Annotated in this window: 17 protein-coding genes; 12 read left to right on the top strand and 5 right to left on the bottom strand. The window is 63.3% G+C overall.

Features of this window, described 5'->3' with window-relative positions; all coding sequences use genetic code 11:
- Window positions 1-54: 54 nt before the first annotated feature.
- Complete coding sequence (locus ACVC7O_RS14335) at window positions 55-1,404, top strand: outer membrane protein assembly factor BamB family protein (RefSeq protein ID WP_458322794.1); 1,350 nt, start codon at window positions 55-57, stop codon at window positions 1,402-1,404.
- Window positions 1,405-1,455: 51 nt separating this feature from the next.
- Window positions 1,456-2,934: a ribosome biogenesis GTPase Der gene (gene der / locus ACVC7O_RS14330; RefSeq protein WP_458322793.1), complete on the top strand. Its 1,479-nt coding sequence runs from the start codon at window positions 1,456-1,458 to the stop codon at window positions 2,932-2,934.
- An 85-nt stretch (window positions 2,935-3,019) separates the two neighbouring features.
- On the opposite strand, the gene ACVC7O_RS14325 is transcribed toward der, so the two are convergent.
- On the bottom strand, window positions 3,020-3,739 hold the full coding sequence (locus ACVC7O_RS14325) for a hypothetical protein (protein WP_458322792.1): 720 nt from the start codon (window positions 3,737-3,739) through the stop codon (window positions 3,020-3,022).
- Between the two features lie 111 nt (window positions 3,740-3,850).
- Here ACVC7O_RS14325 and ACVC7O_RS14320 point away from each other — a divergent pair, with 111 nt between their 5' ends.
- Window positions 3,851-4,999, top strand: coding sequence for a DUF2235 domain-containing protein (locus ACVC7O_RS14320; protein WP_458322791.1), 1,149 nt, complete (start codon window positions 3,851-3,853; stop codon window positions 4,997-4,999).
- Window positions 5,000-5,032: 33 nt separating this feature from the next.
- Complete coding sequence (locus ACVC7O_RS14315) at window positions 5,033-5,530, top strand: hypothetical protein (protein ID WP_458322790.1); 498 nt, start codon at window positions 5,033-5,035, stop codon at window positions 5,528-5,530.
- Here ACVC7O_RS14315 and ACVC7O_RS14310 read toward each other — a convergent pair.
- The 4 genes from ACVC7O_RS14310 to ACVC7O_RS14295 form a co-directional block, all read right to left on the bottom strand.
- Entirely contained in the window at window positions 5,527-6,102 is a 576-nt protein-coding gene (locus ACVC7O_RS14310; protein ID WP_458322789.1) for a TadE/TadG family type IV pilus assembly protein, read from the bottom strand. The genes ACVC7O_RS14315 and ACVC7O_RS14310 overlap by 4 nt on opposite strands.
- A complete protein-coding gene (locus ACVC7O_RS14305; protein WP_458322788.1) occupies window positions 6,102-6,674 on the bottom strand; it encodes a TadE/TadG family type IV pilus assembly protein in 573 nt (190 codons plus the stop codon). Before ACVC7O_RS14305 ends, ACVC7O_RS14310 begins: the two co-directional genes overlap by 1 nt.
- A complete protein-coding gene (locus tag ACVC7O_RS14300) occupies window positions 6,674-8,266 on the bottom strand; it encodes a pilus assembly protein TadG-related protein (RefSeq protein ID WP_458322787.1) in 1,593 nt (530 codons plus the stop codon). The genes ACVC7O_RS14305 and ACVC7O_RS14300 overlap by 1 nt, the downstream gene beginning before the upstream one ends.
- Before the next feature lie 66 nt (window positions 8,267-8,332).
- Window positions 8,333-8,461: a hypothetical protein gene (locus tag ACVC7O_RS14295; protein WP_458322786.1), complete on the bottom strand. Its 129-nt coding sequence runs from the start codon at window positions 8,459-8,461 to the stop codon at window positions 8,333-8,335.
- A 150-nt stretch (window positions 8,462-8,611) separates the two neighbouring features.
- On the opposite strand from ACVC7O_RS14295, the gene ACVC7O_RS14290 reads away from it, so the two are divergent.
- From ACVC7O_RS14290 to dnaG, 8 genes are all read left to right on the top strand, one after another.
- Window positions 8,612-10,030 carry a Glu/Leu/Phe/Val family dehydrogenase gene (locus tag ACVC7O_RS14290; protein ID WP_458326099.1) on the top strand — a complete coding sequence of 473 codons (1,419 nt, stop codon included), beginning with the start codon at window positions 8,612-8,614 and terminating at the stop codon, window positions 10,028-10,030.
- Between the two features lie 93 nt (window positions 10,031-10,123).
- Complete coding sequence (locus ACVC7O_RS14285; RefSeq protein ID WP_458322785.1) at window positions 10,124-10,705, top strand: DUF6151 family protein; 582 nt, start codon at window positions 10,124-10,126, stop codon at window positions 10,703-10,705.
- A 98-nt stretch (window positions 10,706-10,803) separates the two neighbouring features.
- Window positions 10,804-12,057: a sarcosine oxidase subunit beta family protein gene (locus ACVC7O_RS14280; protein ID WP_458322784.1), complete on the top strand. Its 1,254-nt coding sequence runs from the start codon at window positions 10,804-10,806 to the stop codon at window positions 12,055-12,057.
- 62 nt (window positions 12,058-12,119) lie between these two features.
- Window positions 12,120-12,392, top strand: coding sequence for a sarcosine oxidase subunit delta (locus ACVC7O_RS14275; RefSeq protein ID WP_458322783.1), 273 nt, complete (start codon window positions 12,120-12,122; stop codon window positions 12,390-12,392).
- A complete protein-coding gene (locus tag ACVC7O_RS14270; protein WP_458322782.1) occupies window positions 12,389-15,328 on the top strand; it encodes a sarcosine oxidase subunit alpha family protein in 2,940 nt (979 codons plus the stop codon). Before ACVC7O_RS14275 ends, ACVC7O_RS14270 begins: the two co-directional genes overlap by 4 nt.
- A complete protein-coding gene (locus ACVC7O_RS14265; protein WP_458322781.1) occupies window positions 15,321-15,866 on the top strand; it encodes a sarcosine oxidase subunit gamma in 546 nt (181 codons plus the stop codon). The genes ACVC7O_RS14270 and ACVC7O_RS14265 overlap by 8 nt, the downstream gene beginning before the upstream one ends.
- A gap of 36 nt (window positions 15,867-15,902) precedes the next feature.
- Complete coding sequence (locus ACVC7O_RS14260; RefSeq protein ID WP_458322780.1) at window positions 15,903-16,205, top strand: hypothetical protein; 303 nt, start codon at window positions 15,903-15,905, stop codon at window positions 16,203-16,205.
- 68 nt (window positions 16,206-16,273) lie between these two features.
- Window positions 16,274-18,232 (top strand): DNA primase, encoded by a 1,959-nt coding sequence (gene dnaG, locus ACVC7O_RS14255; RefSeq protein WP_458322779.1) that lies wholly within the window; start codon window positions 16,274-16,276, stop codon window positions 18,230-18,232.
- Window positions 18,233-18,356: the final 124 nt, after the last annotated feature.

The following is an 18,356-nucleotide window of genomic DNA, read 5'->3' as shown; positions in this document are numbered from 1 at the left end:
TTTCGGCATCAGAGGGAGCGCAGCGGTCGAAGGTATGGGTAAAGCGAGCAGGGTATGATTCAGTTTCCGACAACCTCGGTGCGGGTGCACACGGGCCTTGCGCTGTTGGCCGCAACCATCCTGCTGACCGCCTGTGCCGAGGATGACATCATCCTGCCTGGCAAACGCGAAGACATCCGGTCGGTCCTGCAGGACGGGGAGGCCGTGCCGATCGCCGCCGAGACACAAGACGGCCCGCGCGCAATCTCCCTGCCAGCGACGCAGAGCAACAGCGACTGGACGCAAGGCCCTGGTTCGCCATCCTTCCGCACTGCGCACCCGGCTTTGAGCGCAAATCCGCAACGGGTCTGGTCGGCCAATATTGGGGCCGGAGACAGCCGCCGACATCGGATCACGGCGGACCCGGTGGTGGCCGGTGGGCTGATCTATACGCTTGATGCGGAGACCCAGGTGACCGCCACCTCGACCAGTGGCGAGACTGTCTGGCGGCGCGATATCACCTCGGTGCGTGATGATGCGGGCGCGGCCACCGGCGGCGGGATGTCGTTCAAGGACGGGCGGCTCTATGTCTCGCTGGGCTATGGGGCGCTGGTTGCTCTGGATGCGGCAAGCGGAGATGAGATCTGGCGGCAGAACCTGGAAGGCACCGGGTCCGGGCGCCCGACGGCCTTTGGTGATCTGGTTTATGCCACCTCGGGCGATGACACCGGCTGGGCCTTGCGGGCAGAAGACGGACGGGTCGAATGGCAGCTCAACGCCTCGCCTGACGTAAACAACGTGCTGGGCGGGCCTGCGCCGGCCGTGGCCGACGATCTGGCGATCTTCGCCTTTGGCTCGGGCGAGGTGCAGGCCGTGTTCCGGCGCGGTGGCTTGCGGCGCTGGGACGCCTCGGCGCTCGGGCAGCGCTTCGCGCGCGCCTTGGGTGCGGTCAGCGATGTGACGGGTGAGCCGGTGATTTCCGGCGACCGCGTCTATGTGGGCAACCAGTCGGGCCGCATCGTGGCCTTGAACTTTGCCTCCGGCGCGCGGGAATGGACCGCGCGTGAAGGGGCCGTTGGCCCGGTTTTGCCCGCTGGTGACAGCGTCTTTGTTGTCTCCGATCTGGGTGAGTTGCTGCGGATCGACGCCTCGGACGGGTCGCGCATTTGGGGCACGCAGCTGCCGAACTTCGTGAAGGACCGCCCACGCCGCCGGGCCGAGATTTTTGCGCATCATGGCCCGATCCTGGCTGGCGGGCGCATCTATGTGGCCTCGAATGACGGCTTGCTGCGCGGGTTTAACCCCGAGAGCGGCGCGCTGGTTACCTCGACCGAGATCCCGGGCGGAGCCACCACTGCGCCGGTGGTTGCGGGCGGTGTGCTTTACGTTGTTTCGACCAACGGGCAACTGCACGCTTTTCGTTGACGCACAAGTCAGGTAAAGCGCCGCTTTAGCCTGCCCGTCGGAGCCGAGATCATGTCCTTTACCCTTGCCATTGTGGGGCGTCCCAATGTTGGCAAATCCACGCTGTTCAACCGTCTGGTGGGCAAGCGCCTCGCCCTGGTGGATGATCAGCCGGGCGTGACGCGGGACTTGCGCGAGGGGGCGGCGCGTCTGGCCGACCTGCGGTTCACGGTGGTGGACACCGCGGGGCTCGAAGAGGTCACCGATGACAGCCTGCAGGGGCGGATGCGTCGGCTGACCGAGCGCGCCGTGGATATGGCGGACATCTGCCTCTTCATGGTGGACGCACGTGTCGGTATCACCCCGTCTGATCTGGTCTTTGCGGAGATCCTGCGCAAACGCTCGGCGCATGTGATTCTGGCCGCCAACAAGGCCGAAGGCGCGGCGGCGGATGCGGGGGTGCTCGAAGCTTATTCGCTGGGCCTGGGCGAGCCCATTCGCCTCTCTGCCGAGCATGGCGAGGGTCTGAATGATCTTTATGCGCAGTTGATGCCGCTGGCGGATCAGTTTGCCGAGCGCGCCGCCGAGGAGGCGCCCGAGACGGATATCACGCTCGATGAGGACGAGGGGGATATGGAGGCCGATATCCCAATGCCGACCGACCGCAAACCATTGCAGGTCGCGGTTGTGGGGCGCCCGAATGCGGGCAAATCGACGCTTATCAATCAGATCCTCGGCGATGATCGGCTGTTGACGGGGCCAGAGGCGGGGATCACGCGCGATGCGATTTCGTTGCGTGTGGACTGGGCCGGGCCCGAGGGCGATACGGTACCGATGCGGATTTTCGACACCGCGGGGATGCGCAAGAAAGCGAAGGTGCAGGAGAAGCTTGAAAAGCTCTCGGTGGGGGATGGCCTGCGGGCCGTGAAGTTTGCCGAGGTTGTGGTGGTCCTGCTCGATGCGGCGATCCCCTTTGAGCAGCAGGATCTGCGTATTGCCGATCTGGCCGAGCGCGAGGGGCGTGCGGTGGTCGTTGCTGTGAACAAGTGGGACGTCGAGGAGGATCGGCAGGGCAAGCTGAAGGAGCTGAAGGAGAGTTTCGAGCGCTTGCTGCCGCAGTTGCGGGGTGCGCCGCTGATCACCGTCTCGGCCAAGACGGGCCGGGGACTTGACCGGCTGCACGCAGCGATCATGCGGGCTTATGAGGTCTGGAACCGTCGAGTGACCACGGCGCAGCTCAATCGCTGGCTGTCGGGCATGGTCGAGGCGCATCCGCCGCCCGCGCCGCAGGGCAAGCGCATCAAGCTGCGCTACATGACGCAGGCGAAGACGCGGCCGCCCGGCTTCGTGGTGATGTGCAGCCATCCCGACAAGGTGCCCGAGAGCTACACCCGGTATCTCGTGAACGGGCTGCGGCTCGACTTTGACATGCCCGGCACGCCGATCCGGCTGTGGATGCGAGGGCAGAATGAGGCCAATCCCTACAAGGGACGCAAGAAGGCTGCGCCGTCGAAACTGCGCAAGCACACGGAAGGGCGGCGCAAGGATTGACGCGACCAAGGGTGGCCCGAAAGCCCACCCAACCTGCCAGCACGACGGTCAGGACAGGCAGGTGCGGTGGGCTTTCAGGCCACCGCTATGGGCGCGTCCGCTCGGCCCGCCACGCTTTGATCGCTGGCATGACCAGGGCGATGGCGCCACCGCCTGCAAGGGCAGCGACAATCTGATCGCCCGAGAGGTTCTGCACGACGACGGCCACCAGAGCCCAGATCACCGCCACTGCATAGGTCGGGGTGCGCCCTAAAGTCGATTGCACGGCGGAGGCGAGCACCAGGGCCAGAAACACGAAGATCAACGCAGCCGTTGAAGCATCGAGATAACCGTAGCCAGCGGACACCAGTCCGAGTGACACGCAGCTCGCGGCACTCAACCACCCTGCATAGAGCCCGATGGGATAGGCCGCCCAGCCCTTGTCACTGCGCGGAGCGCGGTAGAGCGCAAAGAGCGCGCTGATCAGCATGACCCAGATCAGCACCGCGGCCCAGACCGGGCTCCGCACTGCCACGGGCAGCCAGATCGTTCCTACCGCCAGCGAGACGCAGAGCGGGAGGCGCATCGCCTGCCAGCCTGCATCCTCTGCGCGGCGCAAGAGCCCAAACCCCATGCCGACAACCAGCCAGAGGTAGATCAGACCCCAGATCGAAAAGGCATATCCGGCAGGCTGCACGGGCGGGTCCACCTGCGGCACGGGAAACTGATCGGGTTCGAAGCCGCCGAAGTCTGTGACGTAAAAGGGCGAGGCCGCGAAGCTGAGCGTCAGCACTGAGGTCAGCAGGGCGAGCAGGCGTGGCGACATTGAAGCATCCTTTCGTCAGGTCCCCTGACACCGCCTTACCGGTGCGTACGCCACGTTAAGCGGCTGCGATAACCCTTCTGTCATCTCTAGGGCAGCGAAGGGGAATGGCAAATGGCACATATCGCGATTTTCTGTGACGGCACCTGGAACTCCGCGGCCAGTGGCGATGCGACGCATGTTCTGCGACTGTCGTCGCTCTGCGCCCGCAGCGCCGAGCAAAAGGTCTTGTACTTTGAAGGTGTCGGAACAGGCACGGGCATGGTCAGCACCGTCGGGCGGTGGCTGAGCAAATGGGGAGGCGGGCTCTTCGGTTGGGGGCTCAACCGCAACATCAAGGCGGCGTACCTTGCGCTTTGCGAGTGTTACCGGCCTGGCGACAAGATCCTGATCTTCGGGTTTTCGCGCGGCGCCTACACGGCGCGCTCGCTTGCGGGGATGATCCGCAAATGCGGCATCCTGTCGGACCCCACACCGGCCAATCTGCGCCGGGCCTTCCGTCTCTATCGGCGGCGTGGGCCGGACAATAGCCCCGATGCGCCGCACGTCCGCGCCGCGCGACAGCAGCTGTCGCCCAGATTCGCAACCAGCCAGACGGATGTGCTGGCGCGGGGCGATGAGAGTTATCTGGTGCGGATCGCCTACCTTGGGGTTTGGGACACGGTGGGCGCCCTCGGTCTGCCGGAAAGCCTGCTTGGCCGCTGGGCGGACTGGTGGAACGCGCGCTATGCGTTTCATGACACCCGCCTCTCTCACCTAGTGGAGTCGGCGCGGCATGCAGTGGCGCTCGATGAGCGGCGCCAACCCTATGCGCCGAGCCTGTGGGACAATCTTGACGCGACCGAGGAAGGGCCGGGCCTGAACCGGGGCGTCACGGGGCCGGATCGCCCCTATCAGCAGACCTGGTTCGTGGGCGATCACGGCATCGTTGGCGGATCGGCCCAGACGCGCGGGCTGACCGAGGTGACCTTGGCGTGGATCTGGGCCGGGGCGGCGATGCAAGGGCTGCAACTGAAGCCCGGGATCGCCATTCCGCAGATCGCGCCGGATGCCACGGTCTCGACCTCCGAGATCGATGACCACGGCTGGATCTACCGTCTTCTGCCGAATCTACTGAACTGGCGGGCAGGGCCCGGCCGTGCCAGCGAGCTTGATGATAGCGTACGCTTGCGGGTGGCGGCCCGACCGGAGTATCGCCCCGCCAGCCTGCGGCGGCTGATGCCGGGGCTCTCACGGCTGGACGCGGACCGCGGCGCGCGGTAGGAGGCCGCACCGCAACCCGAGAGGCGCCGCACGATGACAGCTGAACCTGAACCCGAAGTGCTCGCCACCGTGCAGGCATCATTGGGGCGGCGCGTCCTGGGCATCGGCCTTCTGGCGGTGCTTGGTGTGCTGGTCATCTACGTAGCCTTCATGACCCCGCCCAGCTTTGGCTGGCAGATGTTTTTGATCGCGTTGGGGGTGACCGCGCTGCTGGTCGCCGATGCGATGCGACGGTCGACGTCACATGTCCTGGAGTTGACCCGGACGGAGCTGCGGGAGAGCAGCGGCACGGTGATTGCGCAGGTGTCGAACATCACCGGTATTGATCGCGGCGCCTTCGCATTCAAACCGTCAAACGGCTTCTTGCTGAGACTGGAAAACCCCGGTGCGCGCAAATGGCGACCGGGGCTCTGGTGGCGCTTTGGACGTAGGGTGGGTGTTGGCGGGATGACGCCGGGCCGTCAGACCAAGTTCATGGCGGAGATCATCGCCGTGATGCTGGCCGAGCGGGAGGGCGACCTGCCGGGCTAGATGCAGGCGGCGTTGCCGTCCCAGGTGATCGCCGGTGCGCGCCGCGGGCGGGTGAAGATGAAGTTGTGGATGTCGTGATCACCGATCCCGACCTGGAAGGGGGCGTTGTACCGCGCCCAGGTCTCCACCACTGTGATGCGCTCGAAGTTGGGCAGCACCGGCAGGAGAGTGTCCCAGCGCTCGACCTCGGAGGCTGTTGCCGGAGCCAAACCGCCGATCGATTGCGACCAGTCGCAGACATAGCGGTTGTTGACGGCATCATACCACACAGAGGTCACACGAACGGTCGATGGCTCGGACGACCGTGCCAGGCTGTCAAATAGGCTGCGCGCGCCGGACATGTAAGCCCCCGTCAGGGCGCGGTCTTCGCGGGAGACCATGTCGCCGATGGTATAGGCCGCTTTCTGGTTGATGCTGTGTTGGCGATAGGCATCGAAGATCGTCACCGTGGCCATGTAAGCCCAGAACAGGATCGGCGCGATGATCACCGCTTCGAGCGCGATGTTCGCATCTTCCTTCCGACCGAAGCGGCCGAGACCGCGGCGGAGTTTGTCGAGCAAGGGCGTGTGCATCAGATCGGCTCCTGCACGAAGGCCGACATGGAGATCATCTTGACCTTCCCTGCACCATCCTTGCTGAAGGAGCGGCCCAGACCGGTCATCGGAAAGACGGGGTCAAATTTCACGCAGGCACGCATCACCATCAACTGGTGTTCGACGCCATTCGTAAAGCCCCGCGGCGGATTGATCGGCTCTGACACATCGACGCAATCGGCGTCATCCGACAGACCGACATAGGCGAACGGATCGATGGGCTCCATCTCAAGCCGCAGGGTCCGGTCACAGTTGTTAGCGGTGCCATCGTTCAGAAAACCGGCGTAGTCACAGATTTTCTGCTTCACGGTGTTGTGGTCAAGATCGACGATGCCGTCGTCATCGGCATCGATCCCGGTGTTCAGGCGGATTTCGCGCACGGCAAGGTCGAGACCACGATCGAGGAAAAGCTGCCGCACCGAATAGATGCCAAACTCGACTGAGGCGAGGAACATGCTGAAGATGGCAGGCACGATGATCGCGAATTCAATGATCATATGCCCTTCTTCATCCTTGCGGAAGCGCTTCAGGCAGGAAGAGATGCGGCTCATCATTGGGTCAACCTCAGCTCATTGATCTGGCGCGCGATGGTCGAGAAGGCGGCGGCAATCTCGGCCTTACCCGTGGCGCGGAAGAAGTGGCTGTCGCTGGAGGCACAGTACTTCATCTGGTCCTCCGGTTTGCCGGGTGCTTCGAAAGCGATGGTATAGATCACCACGTTGCGACTTTCGGCCTTTGCCAGATCGCACTGTTTCTTGAAGTTCGTAACATTGGTCGACTGCGACGTCACCTGTTCCCGATCCGAGCTGCGGGCGCCCAGATGTATGGTCGGGTTGTCTTCGTCCATCGTTTGTTTCGGGCGCACCTGCTCGGTGATCTGCCCGTCCGTCATGAGAACGATGTATTTCACCGTCTCGGTATTGTTGTAGGGCAGGGGCCGATCAGCAAATTGCGCTGGTACCAGGCCATTGGACGGCTTGGCCATCTCGGCGAAGTCCGGCTGGGTATCGGGGTTCAGCAGCGCCAGCGCCCATTTCATCGCGTAGTGCGTGCCGGTGCCGTCATGCATACGCATCGTGTCGATGCGTTGCTTCAGCTGTGCGGCATTGTTGGATGCGTAGATGATCGAGGTCTGGTCCTGAGGGCACCAGCCCCAGTCCATTACGGAGCGGGTTGTGCCACCGGTTTCACCCTCTTCCAAAGGCTCGCCATTTTCATCGAAGCGAATGGCGTTCCCGTCCGCATCTGTCACGATCTCGGTCGCGATCTTCCAGTTCATGAAGTGCGCCGTCTGCGGGTAGACACCCTGTGATGGCAGTTCGTCGTCCAGGAAGTCGTTGCTGGTGTTGAGGTCGAAGTCGATACAGGACGACAGGTTCGGATAGACATAGCGCACGTCTGGGTCGCTGCCTGTGCCCGCGTCTTCGTCTTCATCGAGCATGGTATTGTTGAAGAGCTCGTTGACGCCGCCATCTTCCTCATCCATGGCCTGCGCGCTGTAGCGCACGCCACCGAGGCGTTCGAACATGAAGGTGCCCGGGTTGGTCTGGCCGGCGTAGGGGATCAGGTTGATCGACGTGGTGTTCGCGGCAGGGCCGAGCAGAACGATATCGATGAAGTCTTTCGCAGCAGGGCGCAGGTTCTTCATTCTGTTCGAAAACCGCATGGAACCCGAGATGTCCAGGACGAGCGAGATTTCCACGTTTGGCACGTCTTCAACGGCCTGGCTGAAGGCAGGCACAGGCAGGGTGCGCACTCCGAGCAGAGACATGAATTGCGTATTGGTCCGCATGAAGGCTTCCGCTGTCACCGTGCGGTAGTTCAGGCCGGCTTGCGGATCGACGTCGGTCAGGAATTCGCGCAGGCCGGTCTTGTCGAAGTAGTCCTCGACCACCTCGGTCGGCGGGCGGGTCTGATCAAGGTCGGCGGCGGCCAAAACGGCGCGGTCCACGGTGTTCTGGAGCGCGGTGCGCCGCATTTCATTCTGCATCAGGTCGACGCCGATCCCGGCCACCATCAGCATCATCAACATGATGAAGACCGAGAAGATGGTGACGACGCCATCCTCGTTCCGTGCAAAGTCGGACAGGCAAACGGGCCGCGTCTCGAATTCTTCAGATGTCTCCGGCGAAATACGTGTCATGCGATTACCAACTCATTCCATTAAACAGCCGTGTGGCCATGAAAACTGACAGTCGGTTATGCGTGGTCATTGTGGCAAAAAGCGGGCGCAACCCTGCGTCAGGCTGAAAAAAGCAGAAAATTTGAAGAAGATAACGCTTTCGTGACGGTGCATCTGGAAACGGTTGGAGCGGCCAGCCTCAAACTGTTTCTGCATTTAAGCGTTTGTCCGTATAGGTTGTGTTCATACGAAATTCACACTCTGCCCAAAAAACTGGCAATGAACGACTCACCATCTTAGGGTGCGATTGTCACCAGATACGGAACAGTGACAGCCAACAGGAGAAAGACATTGAACAAGCACAGCATGGAACCGGGCTTCAGAGACAGCGTCGATCAGATGTTCAATCGGGCCGTCGGCCTAATGGATCTCTCTCCTGGGCTGGAGGAGAAGATCAGGGTGTGCAACGCGACCTATACGGTGCGGTTTGGTGTCCGCCTACGTGGCAAGATCCATACGTTCACCGGATACCGGTCGGTGCATTCCGAGCATATGGAACCGGTCAAGGGCGGCATTCGCTATGCGACGAATGTGGATCAGGACGAAGTCGAGGCGCTGGCGGCGCTGATGACCTATAAATGCGCACTGGTGGAAGCGCCCTTTGGCGGCTCGAAGGGGGGCCTTTGTGTCGATCCGCGCGACTGGGACGAGCATGAGCTGGAGCAGATCACGCGGCGCTTCGCCTATGAGCTGATCAAACGTGATCTGATCAACCCGTCACAGAACGTGCCCGCGCCCGACATGGGCACCGGCGAGCGCGAGATGGCCTGGATTGCGGACCAGTATAAGCGCATGCACACCACGGATATCAACGGCAACGCCTGTGTGACGGGCAAGCCGCCCAATGCAGGCGGTATCGCGGGCCGGGTCGAGGCCACGGGGCGCGGGGTTCAATACGCGCTGCGGGCCTTCTTCCGAGACGAGGAAGGCGTGAAGAAGGCTGGTATGAGCGGTGATCTCGACGGCAAGCGCGTGATCGTTCAGGGGCTCGGCAATGTGGGTTATCACGCGGCCAAGTTCCTGCGTGACGAGGATGGCAGCATCATCACCGGTATCATCGAACGCGATGGGGCCCTGTTCAACCCGGATGGCATCGACGTGGATAAGGTGCGCGAATGGATCGCCAAGCACGGCGGCATTTCGGGCTATTCCGACATGCATCACGTGAAGGATGGCGCCGCCGTGCTGGAAGAGGAGTGCGACATTCTGATCCCCGCCGCGCTGGAAGGGGTGATCAACCTGCGCAACGCGGACCGGATCAAGGCGCCGCTGATCATCGAGGCGGCGAATGGCCCGGTGACGGCGGGGGCCGATCAGATCCTGCGCGAGCGCGGTGTGGTGATGATCCCCGACATGTATGCGAACGCGGGCGGTGTGACCGTGAGCTACTTCGAATGGGTCAAGAACCTCAGTCATATCCGCTTTGGCCGCATGGGACGACGGCAGGAAGAGTCGCGCCACCAGCTGATCGTGAGCGAGCTGGAACGGCTGTCGCGCGACAAGGAACTGCATTGGGAGCTGAGCCCGGACTTCAAGGAGAAATACCTGCGGGGTGCGGACGAACTGGAGCTGGTACGCTCGGGGCTCGATGACACGATGCGCATTGCCTACCAGGCGATGGCCGAGGTCTGGCACGCGCGCGACGACGTGCATGATCTGCGCACTGCGGCCTATCTGGTGGCGATTGAGCGGGTGGCGGCAAGCTATCGCGCTAAGGGCTTGTGACCCGCCAGAGCCCGGCGTAACGTCGCGCTGAAAGCGGCGCTATCGGTGGTGGGGCGGCCACCCTCTGTGCTGCAAAGCGAAAGAGGTTGGGCTATGACGGATGTCGCATTTTCCTGTGATTGCGGCACGCTGAAGGGCGTGCTGCACGAGGTGTCGCCGAAAACGGGATGCCATCTTCTGTGCTATTGCAAGGACTGTCGGGCGTTCGCGCGGCATCTGGGCCAGATGGAGGCGCTCGAACCCGGTGGCGGCAGCCCCCTTGTGCAGGTGCTGCCCGCCCGCATCGAGATCACGCAAGGCGCAGACCAGATCGCCTGCAAGCGGCTGTCGGAGAAGGGGCTGTTCCGCTGGTATGCCGCCTGCTGCAACACGCCGCTGGCGAATACCGTCGGCTCATCCCGCATGCCGCTCGCCGGCATGTGGCGGCCGCTCTTTGAGAGTACGGATGCCTTCGGGCCGGTGAGCACCCATGGCTTTACCAAGGCCGCGCTGCCGGGCGGGCCGCGCCGGGACAAGGGCCTGGGCCGCATGTTCGGCGGGCTGCTGAAGCGATCACTGGCGGCTTACCTTAACGGTACCGCGCGCCGGTCGCCCTTCTTTGATGCGGCGGGCGCACCGGTCGTTGTGCCACAGATCGTGACCAAAGAGGAGCGCGTCGCGGCTTACCGAGAGTAGCAGCCGACAGTCTCTCCGCGACATGAGAGGTCGGATTCTGTCGCGGAGGCGCAAAAGCAGTGCTGTTAGGGTGCGGTGAAATCAACGGAGTGTCCCACGTGAAGTTTTCTGGCCTGCGCGTTCTCAAGGAAGGCCTTACCGGTAACAAGAGCTGGACACCCCATTGGCGCGACCCCGAGCCGAAGGCGGAGTATGATGCGGTGATCATCGGCGGCGGTGGGCATGGTCTGTCGACGGCGTATTACCTGGCCAAGAACCACGGCATGACGAACATCGCGGTTTTGGAGAAAGGCTATATCGGCAGCGGCAACATCGGGCGCAACACGACGATTGTGCGGGCGAACTACTTTTTACCAGGAAATTCAGAATTCTACAGCCACTCCTTAAAGCTCTGGGAGGGGCTGGAGGAGGATCTCAACTACAATGTGATGCATTCCCAGCGCGGGATGATCAACCTGTTCCACTCCGACGGGCAGCGCGATGCGTTCGTGCGCCGTGGCAATGCGATGGTCAATCAGGGGGACGATGCCATTCTGCTCGACCGGGAGGGTGTGCGCGACCATCTGCCCTATCTCGATTTCGAAAACACCCGCTTTCCGATCTATGGCGGGCTTTTCCATCCGCGCGGCGGGACAGCGCGGCACGATGCGGTGGCTTGGGGCTATGCGCGCGGTGCGGATCAGCGCGGGGTGGACCTGCTGCAGAACTGTGAGGTCACGGGCATCGACATCGAAAATGGCGTGGTGCGCGGGGTGCAGACCACGCGCGGCGCCATTCGGGCGAAGAAAGTCGGGATCGTGGTCGCGGGTCGTTCGGGGCAGGTGGCGGCGATGGCGGGGATGCGTCTGCCGATCGAGAGCCACGTTTTGCAGGCCTTTGTGACCGAAGGCCTGAAACCTTGCATCGATCACGTGGTGACCTTCGGGATGGGGCACTTCTATATCAGCCAGTCCGACAAGGGTGGGCTGGTCTTTGGTGGCGATTTGGATTTCTACGCCTCCTATGCGAGCCGGGGTAATTTGCCCACGGCTGAGCATGTCATGGAGGCGGGCATGACGCTGATGCCGATGATCGGGAAGGCGAAGCTTTTGCGCAGCTGGGGCGGGATCATGGATATGACGCCCGACGGATCACCGATCATCGATCAGACAGGCACCGAGGGTTTGTTCCTCAATTGCGGCTGGTGCTACGGCGGTTTCAAGGCGGTGCCGGCCTCTGGGTTCGCCTTTGCGCATCTGATGGCGACGCAGCAGCCGCATGAGACCGCCAGCGCGTTCCGGATGGACCGCTTCCGCACCGGGCGCGGCATTCTGGATGAAGAGGGCACAGGCTCTCAGCACAATCTGCATTAGGAGGCTGTGAGCGTGCGCTTTCGTATGAGTATTTCTGGAAGGGTGAAGGCGGGGACGCGCCCATGCGGCTGACCTGTCCGATCTGTGGCGAACGGGATCGCCGGGAGTTCTATTACCAGGGCGATGCGGTGGCTCTGGAGCGGCCTGCGCCAGACGCGGGCGCGGAGGCCTGGGACGACTATGTGCATCTGCGCGACAACCCTCCGGGCGTTCGGCGTGAGCTTTGGCATCATGAGGCGGGCTGCGGGGCATGGCTGGTCGTCGAGCGTAACACTGCCACCCACGAGGTGCATGAGGTGTCGCTGGCGCTGGAGACGGCGGAGGCGCGGTCGTGAGGGTTGATGGCAAGGGGCTGGTGGACCGGTCGAAACCGGTGCGGTTCCAGTTCGAGGGGATCGGCCATACCGGCTATGCGGGTGACACCTTGGCCTCGGCTCTGCTGGCCAAGGGCGTGCGGCTGATGGGCCGGTCGTTCAAGTATCACCGCCCGCGGGGCGTGCTGAGCGCGGGGAGCGAGGAGCCGAATGCGCTTGTGACCATCGGGCGCGGGGCGGCGCAGGAGCCGAATGTGCGTGCGACCGTGCAGGAGATCTACGATGGGCTCGATGCGCGGGCCCAGAACGCCTGGCCGTCCCTGAGCACGGATGTGATGGCCATCAATGATCTGGCCTGGCCGTTTCTGGGCGCGGGATTTTACTACAAGACATTCATGTGGCCGCGCGGCTTCTGGGAGCGGCTCTATGAGCCGATCATCCGGCGGGCGGCGGGCCTCGGCGCGTTGAGTGGTGCGCATAATCCGGATCCGTCCGAGAAAGCCTATGCCTTCTGCGATCTTCTGGTGATCGGGTCCGGCCCGGCGGGGCTCATGGCCGCTCTGACGGCGGGGCGCGCAGGCGCCGACGTGCTGTTGGTGGAGGAGGACAGCCTGTGCGGCGGGCGGCTCAATGCCGAGACATTTGTGGTCGATGGACTGCCAGGGGCCGACTGGGCCGCGCAGGCCGTAGCTGAACTGAGCGCGATGGACAACGTGCGGCTGCTGACCCGCACAGCGGTCGTCGGCGCCTACGACCATGGGACCTACGCCGCCGTCGAGCGGGTGAATGGGCACAGAGGTCGACCGACCGGTGGGGCGGTGCTCGAGACCTTCTGGCGGATCGTGGCGAAACACGCGATCCTGGCGGCGGGTGCGATTGAGCGGCCTGTGGCCTTCGAGAACAACGACCGGCCGGGGATCATGACGGCGGGCGCGGTGCGCGCCTATCTCAACCGCTGGGGCGTCAGCCCGGGACAGCGCGTTGCGGTATTCGGCAACAATGATGATGCGCATCGCACGGCGGTGGACCTGCATGAGGCCGGGGTTGAGATCGCTGCACTGATCGACAGTCGGGCGGACGCGCAGATCGCGGGCGCCGATTATCCTGTCTATGCAGGCGCGCTGGTGACCGGGAGTGCTGGACGGTTGGGCCTCAAACGCATTTCGGTCAAGACCGCGAGCGGCAGCAAGGAGATCGAGGTGGATTGCCTCGCGATGTCGGGCGGGTGGAACCCCACGGTACATCTGACCTGCCATATGAACGGGCGACCCATCTGGCGCGACGACATCGCGAGCTTCGTCCCGACACCCGAGAGCATTCCAGGGCTGGTCGCGGTCGGGGCGTGCAACGGGGATTTCAGCACAAAGGCGTGCTTGATGGCGGGCGCCGAGGCGGCGAAGACAGCGTTGAAAGCCCTCGGTCTGAAGTTGCCGCGCGGCGCGATGGTCCCCGATGCGGAGGATGCGGCCTATGGGCTCTCTCCCCTTTGGGCGGTGCCGGGCACAGGGCGGGCGTGGCTCGATTTTCAGAACGACGTCACGGTGAAGGACGTCAAACAGGCCGCGACCGAGAACTTCCGCTCGGTCGAGCATATGAAGCGCTATACCACGCAGGGCATGGCCACGGACCAGGGGAAGAACTCCAACGTGGGTGCCCTTGCTGTGCTGGCCGATGCGACGGGGCGCGGTATTCCGGAGACTGGTACGACGACCTTCCGCCCGCCGTTCTCGCCCGTATCGCTCGCGACATTTGGCGCGGGGGCACAGGGTATTGGCTTTGCGCCGCAGCGGTTCACGACCTCGCACATCGAAAGCGTGGCGCGGGGGGCACCGATGATCGAAGCGGGGCTGTGGTATCGGCCGAGCTATTTTCCGCAGGACGGCGAGAGCCACTGGCGCGAGTCCTGTGACCGCGAAGTGGGCTATGTGCGCAATGTTGTCGGCATCTGCGACGTTTCAACCCTCGGCAAGATCGACATTCAGGGGTCGGGGGCGGCGGAGCTTCTGGACTTCGTCTACACCAACACCTTCTCGACGTTGAAAGTGGGCCGCGTGCGCTATGGGTTGATGCTGCGCGACGATGGCTTCGTAATGGATGACGGCACGACTGCGCGGCTGGGCGATCAGCATTTTGTCATGACCACCACAACAGCGGCTGCGGGCGCGGTGATGCGGCATCTCGAATTCGTGCATCAGGCGCTGTGCCCGCATCTCGATGTACGCTTTACCTCTGTCACTGAACAATGGGCGCAGTTCGCGGTGGCGGGTCCGAAGTCACGCGAGGTGCTGAACGGGCTCTTGGACGACCCCATTGATAACGAAAGCTGGCCGTTCATGGCCTGTGGTCCGGCCACGATCTGCGGTGTGGCGGGTCGGCTGTTCCGCATCTCCTTTTCCGGCGAGCATGCTTATGAGGTGGCTGTCCCGGCGCGCTATGGCGACAGCCTTTTCAAGCTGTTGGTTGCGCGCGCGGAGAGCGTGGGCGGCGGGGCCTATGGAATGGAAGCGCTGAACGTGCTGCGGATCGAAAAGGGGCATATCACGCATGCGGAGATCCATGGTCGGACGACAGCCTTCGACATCGGGTTTGCGCGGATGGTGAGTGCCAAGAAAGACTGCATCGGCCAGACCATGGCCGCGCGCGAGGGGCTCGTCGATCCCAACCGCGAACGGCTTGTCGGGCTGAAGCCGGTGAGCGGCGATCCGGAGTTGAGTGCAGGCGCACATCTCTTTGACCAAGACGTTGCCATGACGCGCGAGAACAGCCTTGGGTATACGACGTCTGTCGCTTTCTCGCCGACACTGGGGCATCACATCGCGCTTGGGTTCCTGCAGCGCGGGCCGGAGCGTGTGGGCGAGGTGATCCGCTGTGTTGATCACATGCGTGGCTTGGAGGCCGAGGTGGAAATCTGTGATCCGGTCTTCGTTGACTCGGACGGAGGGCGGACCCGTGGGTGAGCTGATTGCCAAAAGCGCCTGTGCTGATCTGCTGCCGCTGGAGATCGGCAGCGTGAAGGTTGTTGAGGTCGACCTCGGCACCCTGACCTCCGTCGCGCCCTTTGCTGGCCAGATGAAAGCAACGTCAGACGCGTTGAAATCGGCGCATGGCATGGCCTTCCCGGAGGCCAATCGCGCCACAGGTAAGGAGGGGGCACGGGCGATCTGGTTCGGTCGCGATATGGCGGTGCTGGCTGGTCCGCCGTGTGATCTGTCGGTGGCGGACCACGCAGCCCTGACCGATCAGACCGACGCTTGGGCTTCGGTGACCGTCTCGGGGGAGGCCGCGGAAGATGTGCTGGCGCGGCTTGTCCCGGTTGATCTGCGCAGCGTTAGTTTCAAGCGAGGCTACAGCGCGCGCACGCTGCTCAAGCACATGAACGGGTCGGTCACGCGTCTGGGGCCGGACAACTTCCTGATCCTCGTCTTTCGCTCGATGGCGCGGACCCTCGCGCATGACCTCAAAGAGGCTATGGAAGCCGTCGCCGCGCGCGGCTAGACTGTGCCCAAACGATAGTGAGGCGGAGATACCAAGATGATGCGTTATGTTCTGGCGGGAGCTTTGGCGCTGACAGCGGCCCCGGTGCTGGCTGACAGCGAAAAGGAAGTGAGCTGCGGTTATCAGGCCGATGTGGTGGCGGCGGTGCGTCAAGCGCGGCTCGACCGCGTGAAAGAGCGGCAGGTCGAAGAGACGGTGCTGGCCGGTGAGCCAACATGGCCCGAGAAGTTCAACAACGCGATCCCGCTGGTCACACCCTGGATTTACGAGATGCCGCGCAAGGATGTGCGCGACAACGATCTCGCGGCGGTCTGGAAAGAGGCCTGCCTCGCGCAGTGACCCCGATTGGGGCGAATTGAGCGGCGGCGCCACTGGACTCTGTTCGCTGGCGCAAGGATACTTCCGGGATGAGTCTGCCGCCCGGATTTCTCGATGAATTGCGCACCCGTTTGAGCCTGACCTCGGTGGTCGGGCGCAAGGTCATGTGGGACATGCGCAAATCCAATCAGGCCAAGGGCGACATGTGGGCGCCGTGCCCGTTTCATCAGGAGAAATCGGCCAGCTTCCACGTCGATGACCGCAAGGGGTTCTACTATTGCTTTGGCTGTCACGCCAAGGGCGATGCGATTTCCTTCGTGCGCGAGAGCGAGAACGTGGGCTTTATGGAAGCGGTTGAAATCCTCGCGCGAGAGGCCGGGATGCCGATGCCCGCGCGGGATCCGCAAGCGCAGCAGAAAGCCGACAAACGCAGCCAACTGGCCGAGGTGATGGAGCAGGCGGTCAAGTTCTTCCGCCTGCAGCTCAACACTGGGGTGGCAGCGGAGGCGCGCGCCTATCTCGACCGTCGGGGCCTCGATGCTGAGGTGATCGAGCGCTGGGAGATCGGCTTTGCGCCGGACCAATGGCAGGGCCTGTGGGACCATCTGAAGGGCAAGAACGTCGAGGATCAGCTGATCCTCGATGCGGGCCTCGCCAAGCCGTCGAACAAGGGCGGCAAACCCTATGACACTTTCCGCGGGCGCATCATCTTTCCGATCCGCGATGCGCGGGGGCGTGCGATTGCGTTTGGTGGTCGGGCGATGGACCCCAATGACAACGCCAAATATCTGAACTCTCCCGAAACGGCACTCTTCGATAAGGGCCGCAGTCTTTACAACCACGGGCCTGCGCGCACGGCTGCGGGCAAAGGGCAGCCGTTGATCGTGGCCGAAGGGTACATGGACGTCATCGCGCTCGCGTCCCATGGCTTTGAGGCGGCGGTGGCGCCTCTGGGCACGGCTGTCACGGAGAGCCAGTTGCAGATGCTCTGGCGGATCGCGCCCGAGCCGATTGTGGCGCTGGATGGCGACACTGCAGGGCTGCGCGCGGCGATGCGGCTGATCGATCTGGCGCTGCCCTTGCTGGCGGCGGGGCAATCTCTGCGCTTTGCGATCATGCCGCCGGGCAAGGACCCGGATGATCTCTTGCGCGCCGACGGGGCGCCGGCGCTGCAAAAGCTGCTGGACGATGCGTTGCCAATGGTCAAACTGCTCTGGCAGCGCGAGACCGAAGGGAAGGTGTTCGACAGCCCGGAGCGCAAGGCTGCGCTCGACAAGGCGTTGCGGGACAAGATCATGCTGATCAAAGACCCGTCGATCCGCAGTCATTATGGCCAGGAAATCAAGGATTTGCGCTGGCAGCTCTTCCGCTCGAACCGCGCACCGGCGGCGCGCGGTGGCGGGCATGGGCGCCGCTGGGCGGGCGCACCGGCCTCTGCGCTGGCGTCCACGAAAGCCTCGGTGCTGGCGGTCGCCGATGACCTGAGCACCACAGAGCATCTGCGCGAGGCGGTTATCCTTGCTGTTTTGCTGACCTGTCCCGAACTGATCGAGCGCTTTGAATCCGGGCTGGAGCAGATGCGATGCAGCGATCCTGTCCATGCGGAGTTGCGCGCGCTGATCCTGCGCCACATGGGTCTGGATGCGGAGGCCCTGCGGCTGCGGATTTCCGAAACTCTGGGGCCTGAACCCCTTGAAAACCTGCTGTCTCAACGCCATGTCGCCATCGTGCCGTGCATCCGTGTCCCCGGGGACAGTGAGAAGGCGCGCATGACCGTTGCAGAGGAACTGGCCAAGCTGCAAAGCGCCCGTGGACTTGATGCCGAGATTTCAGAGGCTGTCGAAGACCTCGAAGGGGTTGCCGACGAAGGGCTGACATGGCGGCTGTCAGAGGCCGCACAGGCCGCGGACAAGGCCCGGCGGAGCGGTCAGGAGGACAAGGCGGAATACGATGTTGCCGACAACGGTGCGGTGCTCAGCCGTGACGAAAGGCGAAAACTGGATGATCTTCTTGGGCAGATCAAAATCGAAAAACCGCGAAAATCGTGACGGCATCGGGTCCTTACCAGCGCCAAAAGCCGAATCAGGGCACGCGATTCGGCAGATTTGCGGGTGTTGCGTGGTGCGGGAAAGCACCACAAACCGGGCGGTTAACCACATTTGAACGGGAAAC

The organism is Roseobacter cerffii (assembly GCF_054226325.1).
Note: the sequence above shows the minus strand (reverse complement) of the source record. Positions and strands in the feature narration are given on the sequence as shown.

Excerpts from the sequence above, each read along its gene's own strand:
- ACVC7O_RS14335 (WP_458322794.1), top strand. The coding sequence starts at position 55 with ATGATTCAGTTTCCGACAACCTCGGTGCGGGTGCACACGGGCCTTGCG.
- der (WP_458322793.1), top strand. The coding sequence starts at position 1,456 with ATGTCCTTTACCCTTGCCATTGTGGGGCGTCCCAATGTTGGCAAATCC.
- ACVC7O_RS14325 (WP_458322792.1), bottom strand. The coding sequence starts at position 3,739 with ATGTCGCCACGCCTGCTCGCCCTGCTGACCTCAGTGCTGACGCTCAGC.
- ACVC7O_RS14320 (WP_458322791.1), top strand. The coding sequence starts at position 3,851 with ATGGCACATATCGCGATTTTCTGTGACGGCACCTGGAACTCCGCGGCC.
- ACVC7O_RS14315 (WP_458322790.1), top strand. The coding sequence starts at position 5,033 with ATGACAGCTGAACCTGAACCCGAAGTGCTCGCCACCGTGCAGGCATCA.
- ACVC7O_RS14310 (WP_458322789.1), bottom strand. The coding sequence starts at position 6,102 with ATGCACACGCCCTTGCTCGACAAACTCCGCCGCGGTCTCGGCCGCTTC.
- ACVC7O_RS14305 (WP_458322788.1), bottom strand. The coding sequence starts at position 6,674 with ATGAGCCGCATCTCTTCCTGCCTGAAGCGCTTCCGCAAGGATGAAGAA.
- ACVC7O_RS14300 (WP_458322787.1), bottom strand. The coding sequence starts at position 8,266 with ATGACACGTATTTCGCCGGAGACATCTGAAGAATTCGAGACGCGGCCC.
- ACVC7O_RS14295 (WP_458322786.1), bottom strand. The coding sequence starts at position 8,461 with ATGCAGAAACAGTTTGAGGCTGGCCGCTCCAACCGTTTCCAGATGCAC.
- ACVC7O_RS14290 (WP_458326099.1), top strand. The coding sequence starts at position 8,612 with ATGGAACCGGGCTTCAGAGACAGCGTCGATCAGATGTTCAATCGGGCC.
- ACVC7O_RS14285 (WP_458322785.1), top strand. The coding sequence starts at position 10,124 with ATGACGGATGTCGCATTTTCCTGTGATTGCGGCACGCTGAAGGGCGTG.
- ACVC7O_RS14275 (WP_458322783.1), top strand. The coding sequence starts at position 12,120 with ATGCGGCTGACCTGTCCGATCTGTGGCGAACGGGATCGCCGGGAGTTC.
- ACVC7O_RS14260 (WP_458322780.1), top strand. The coding sequence starts at position 15,903 with ATGATGCGTTATGTTCTGGCGGGAGCTTTGGCGCTGACAGCGGCCCCG.
- dnaG (WP_458322779.1), top strand. The coding sequence starts at position 16,274 with ATGAGTCTGCCGCCCGGATTTCTCGATGAATTGCGCACCCGTTTGAGC.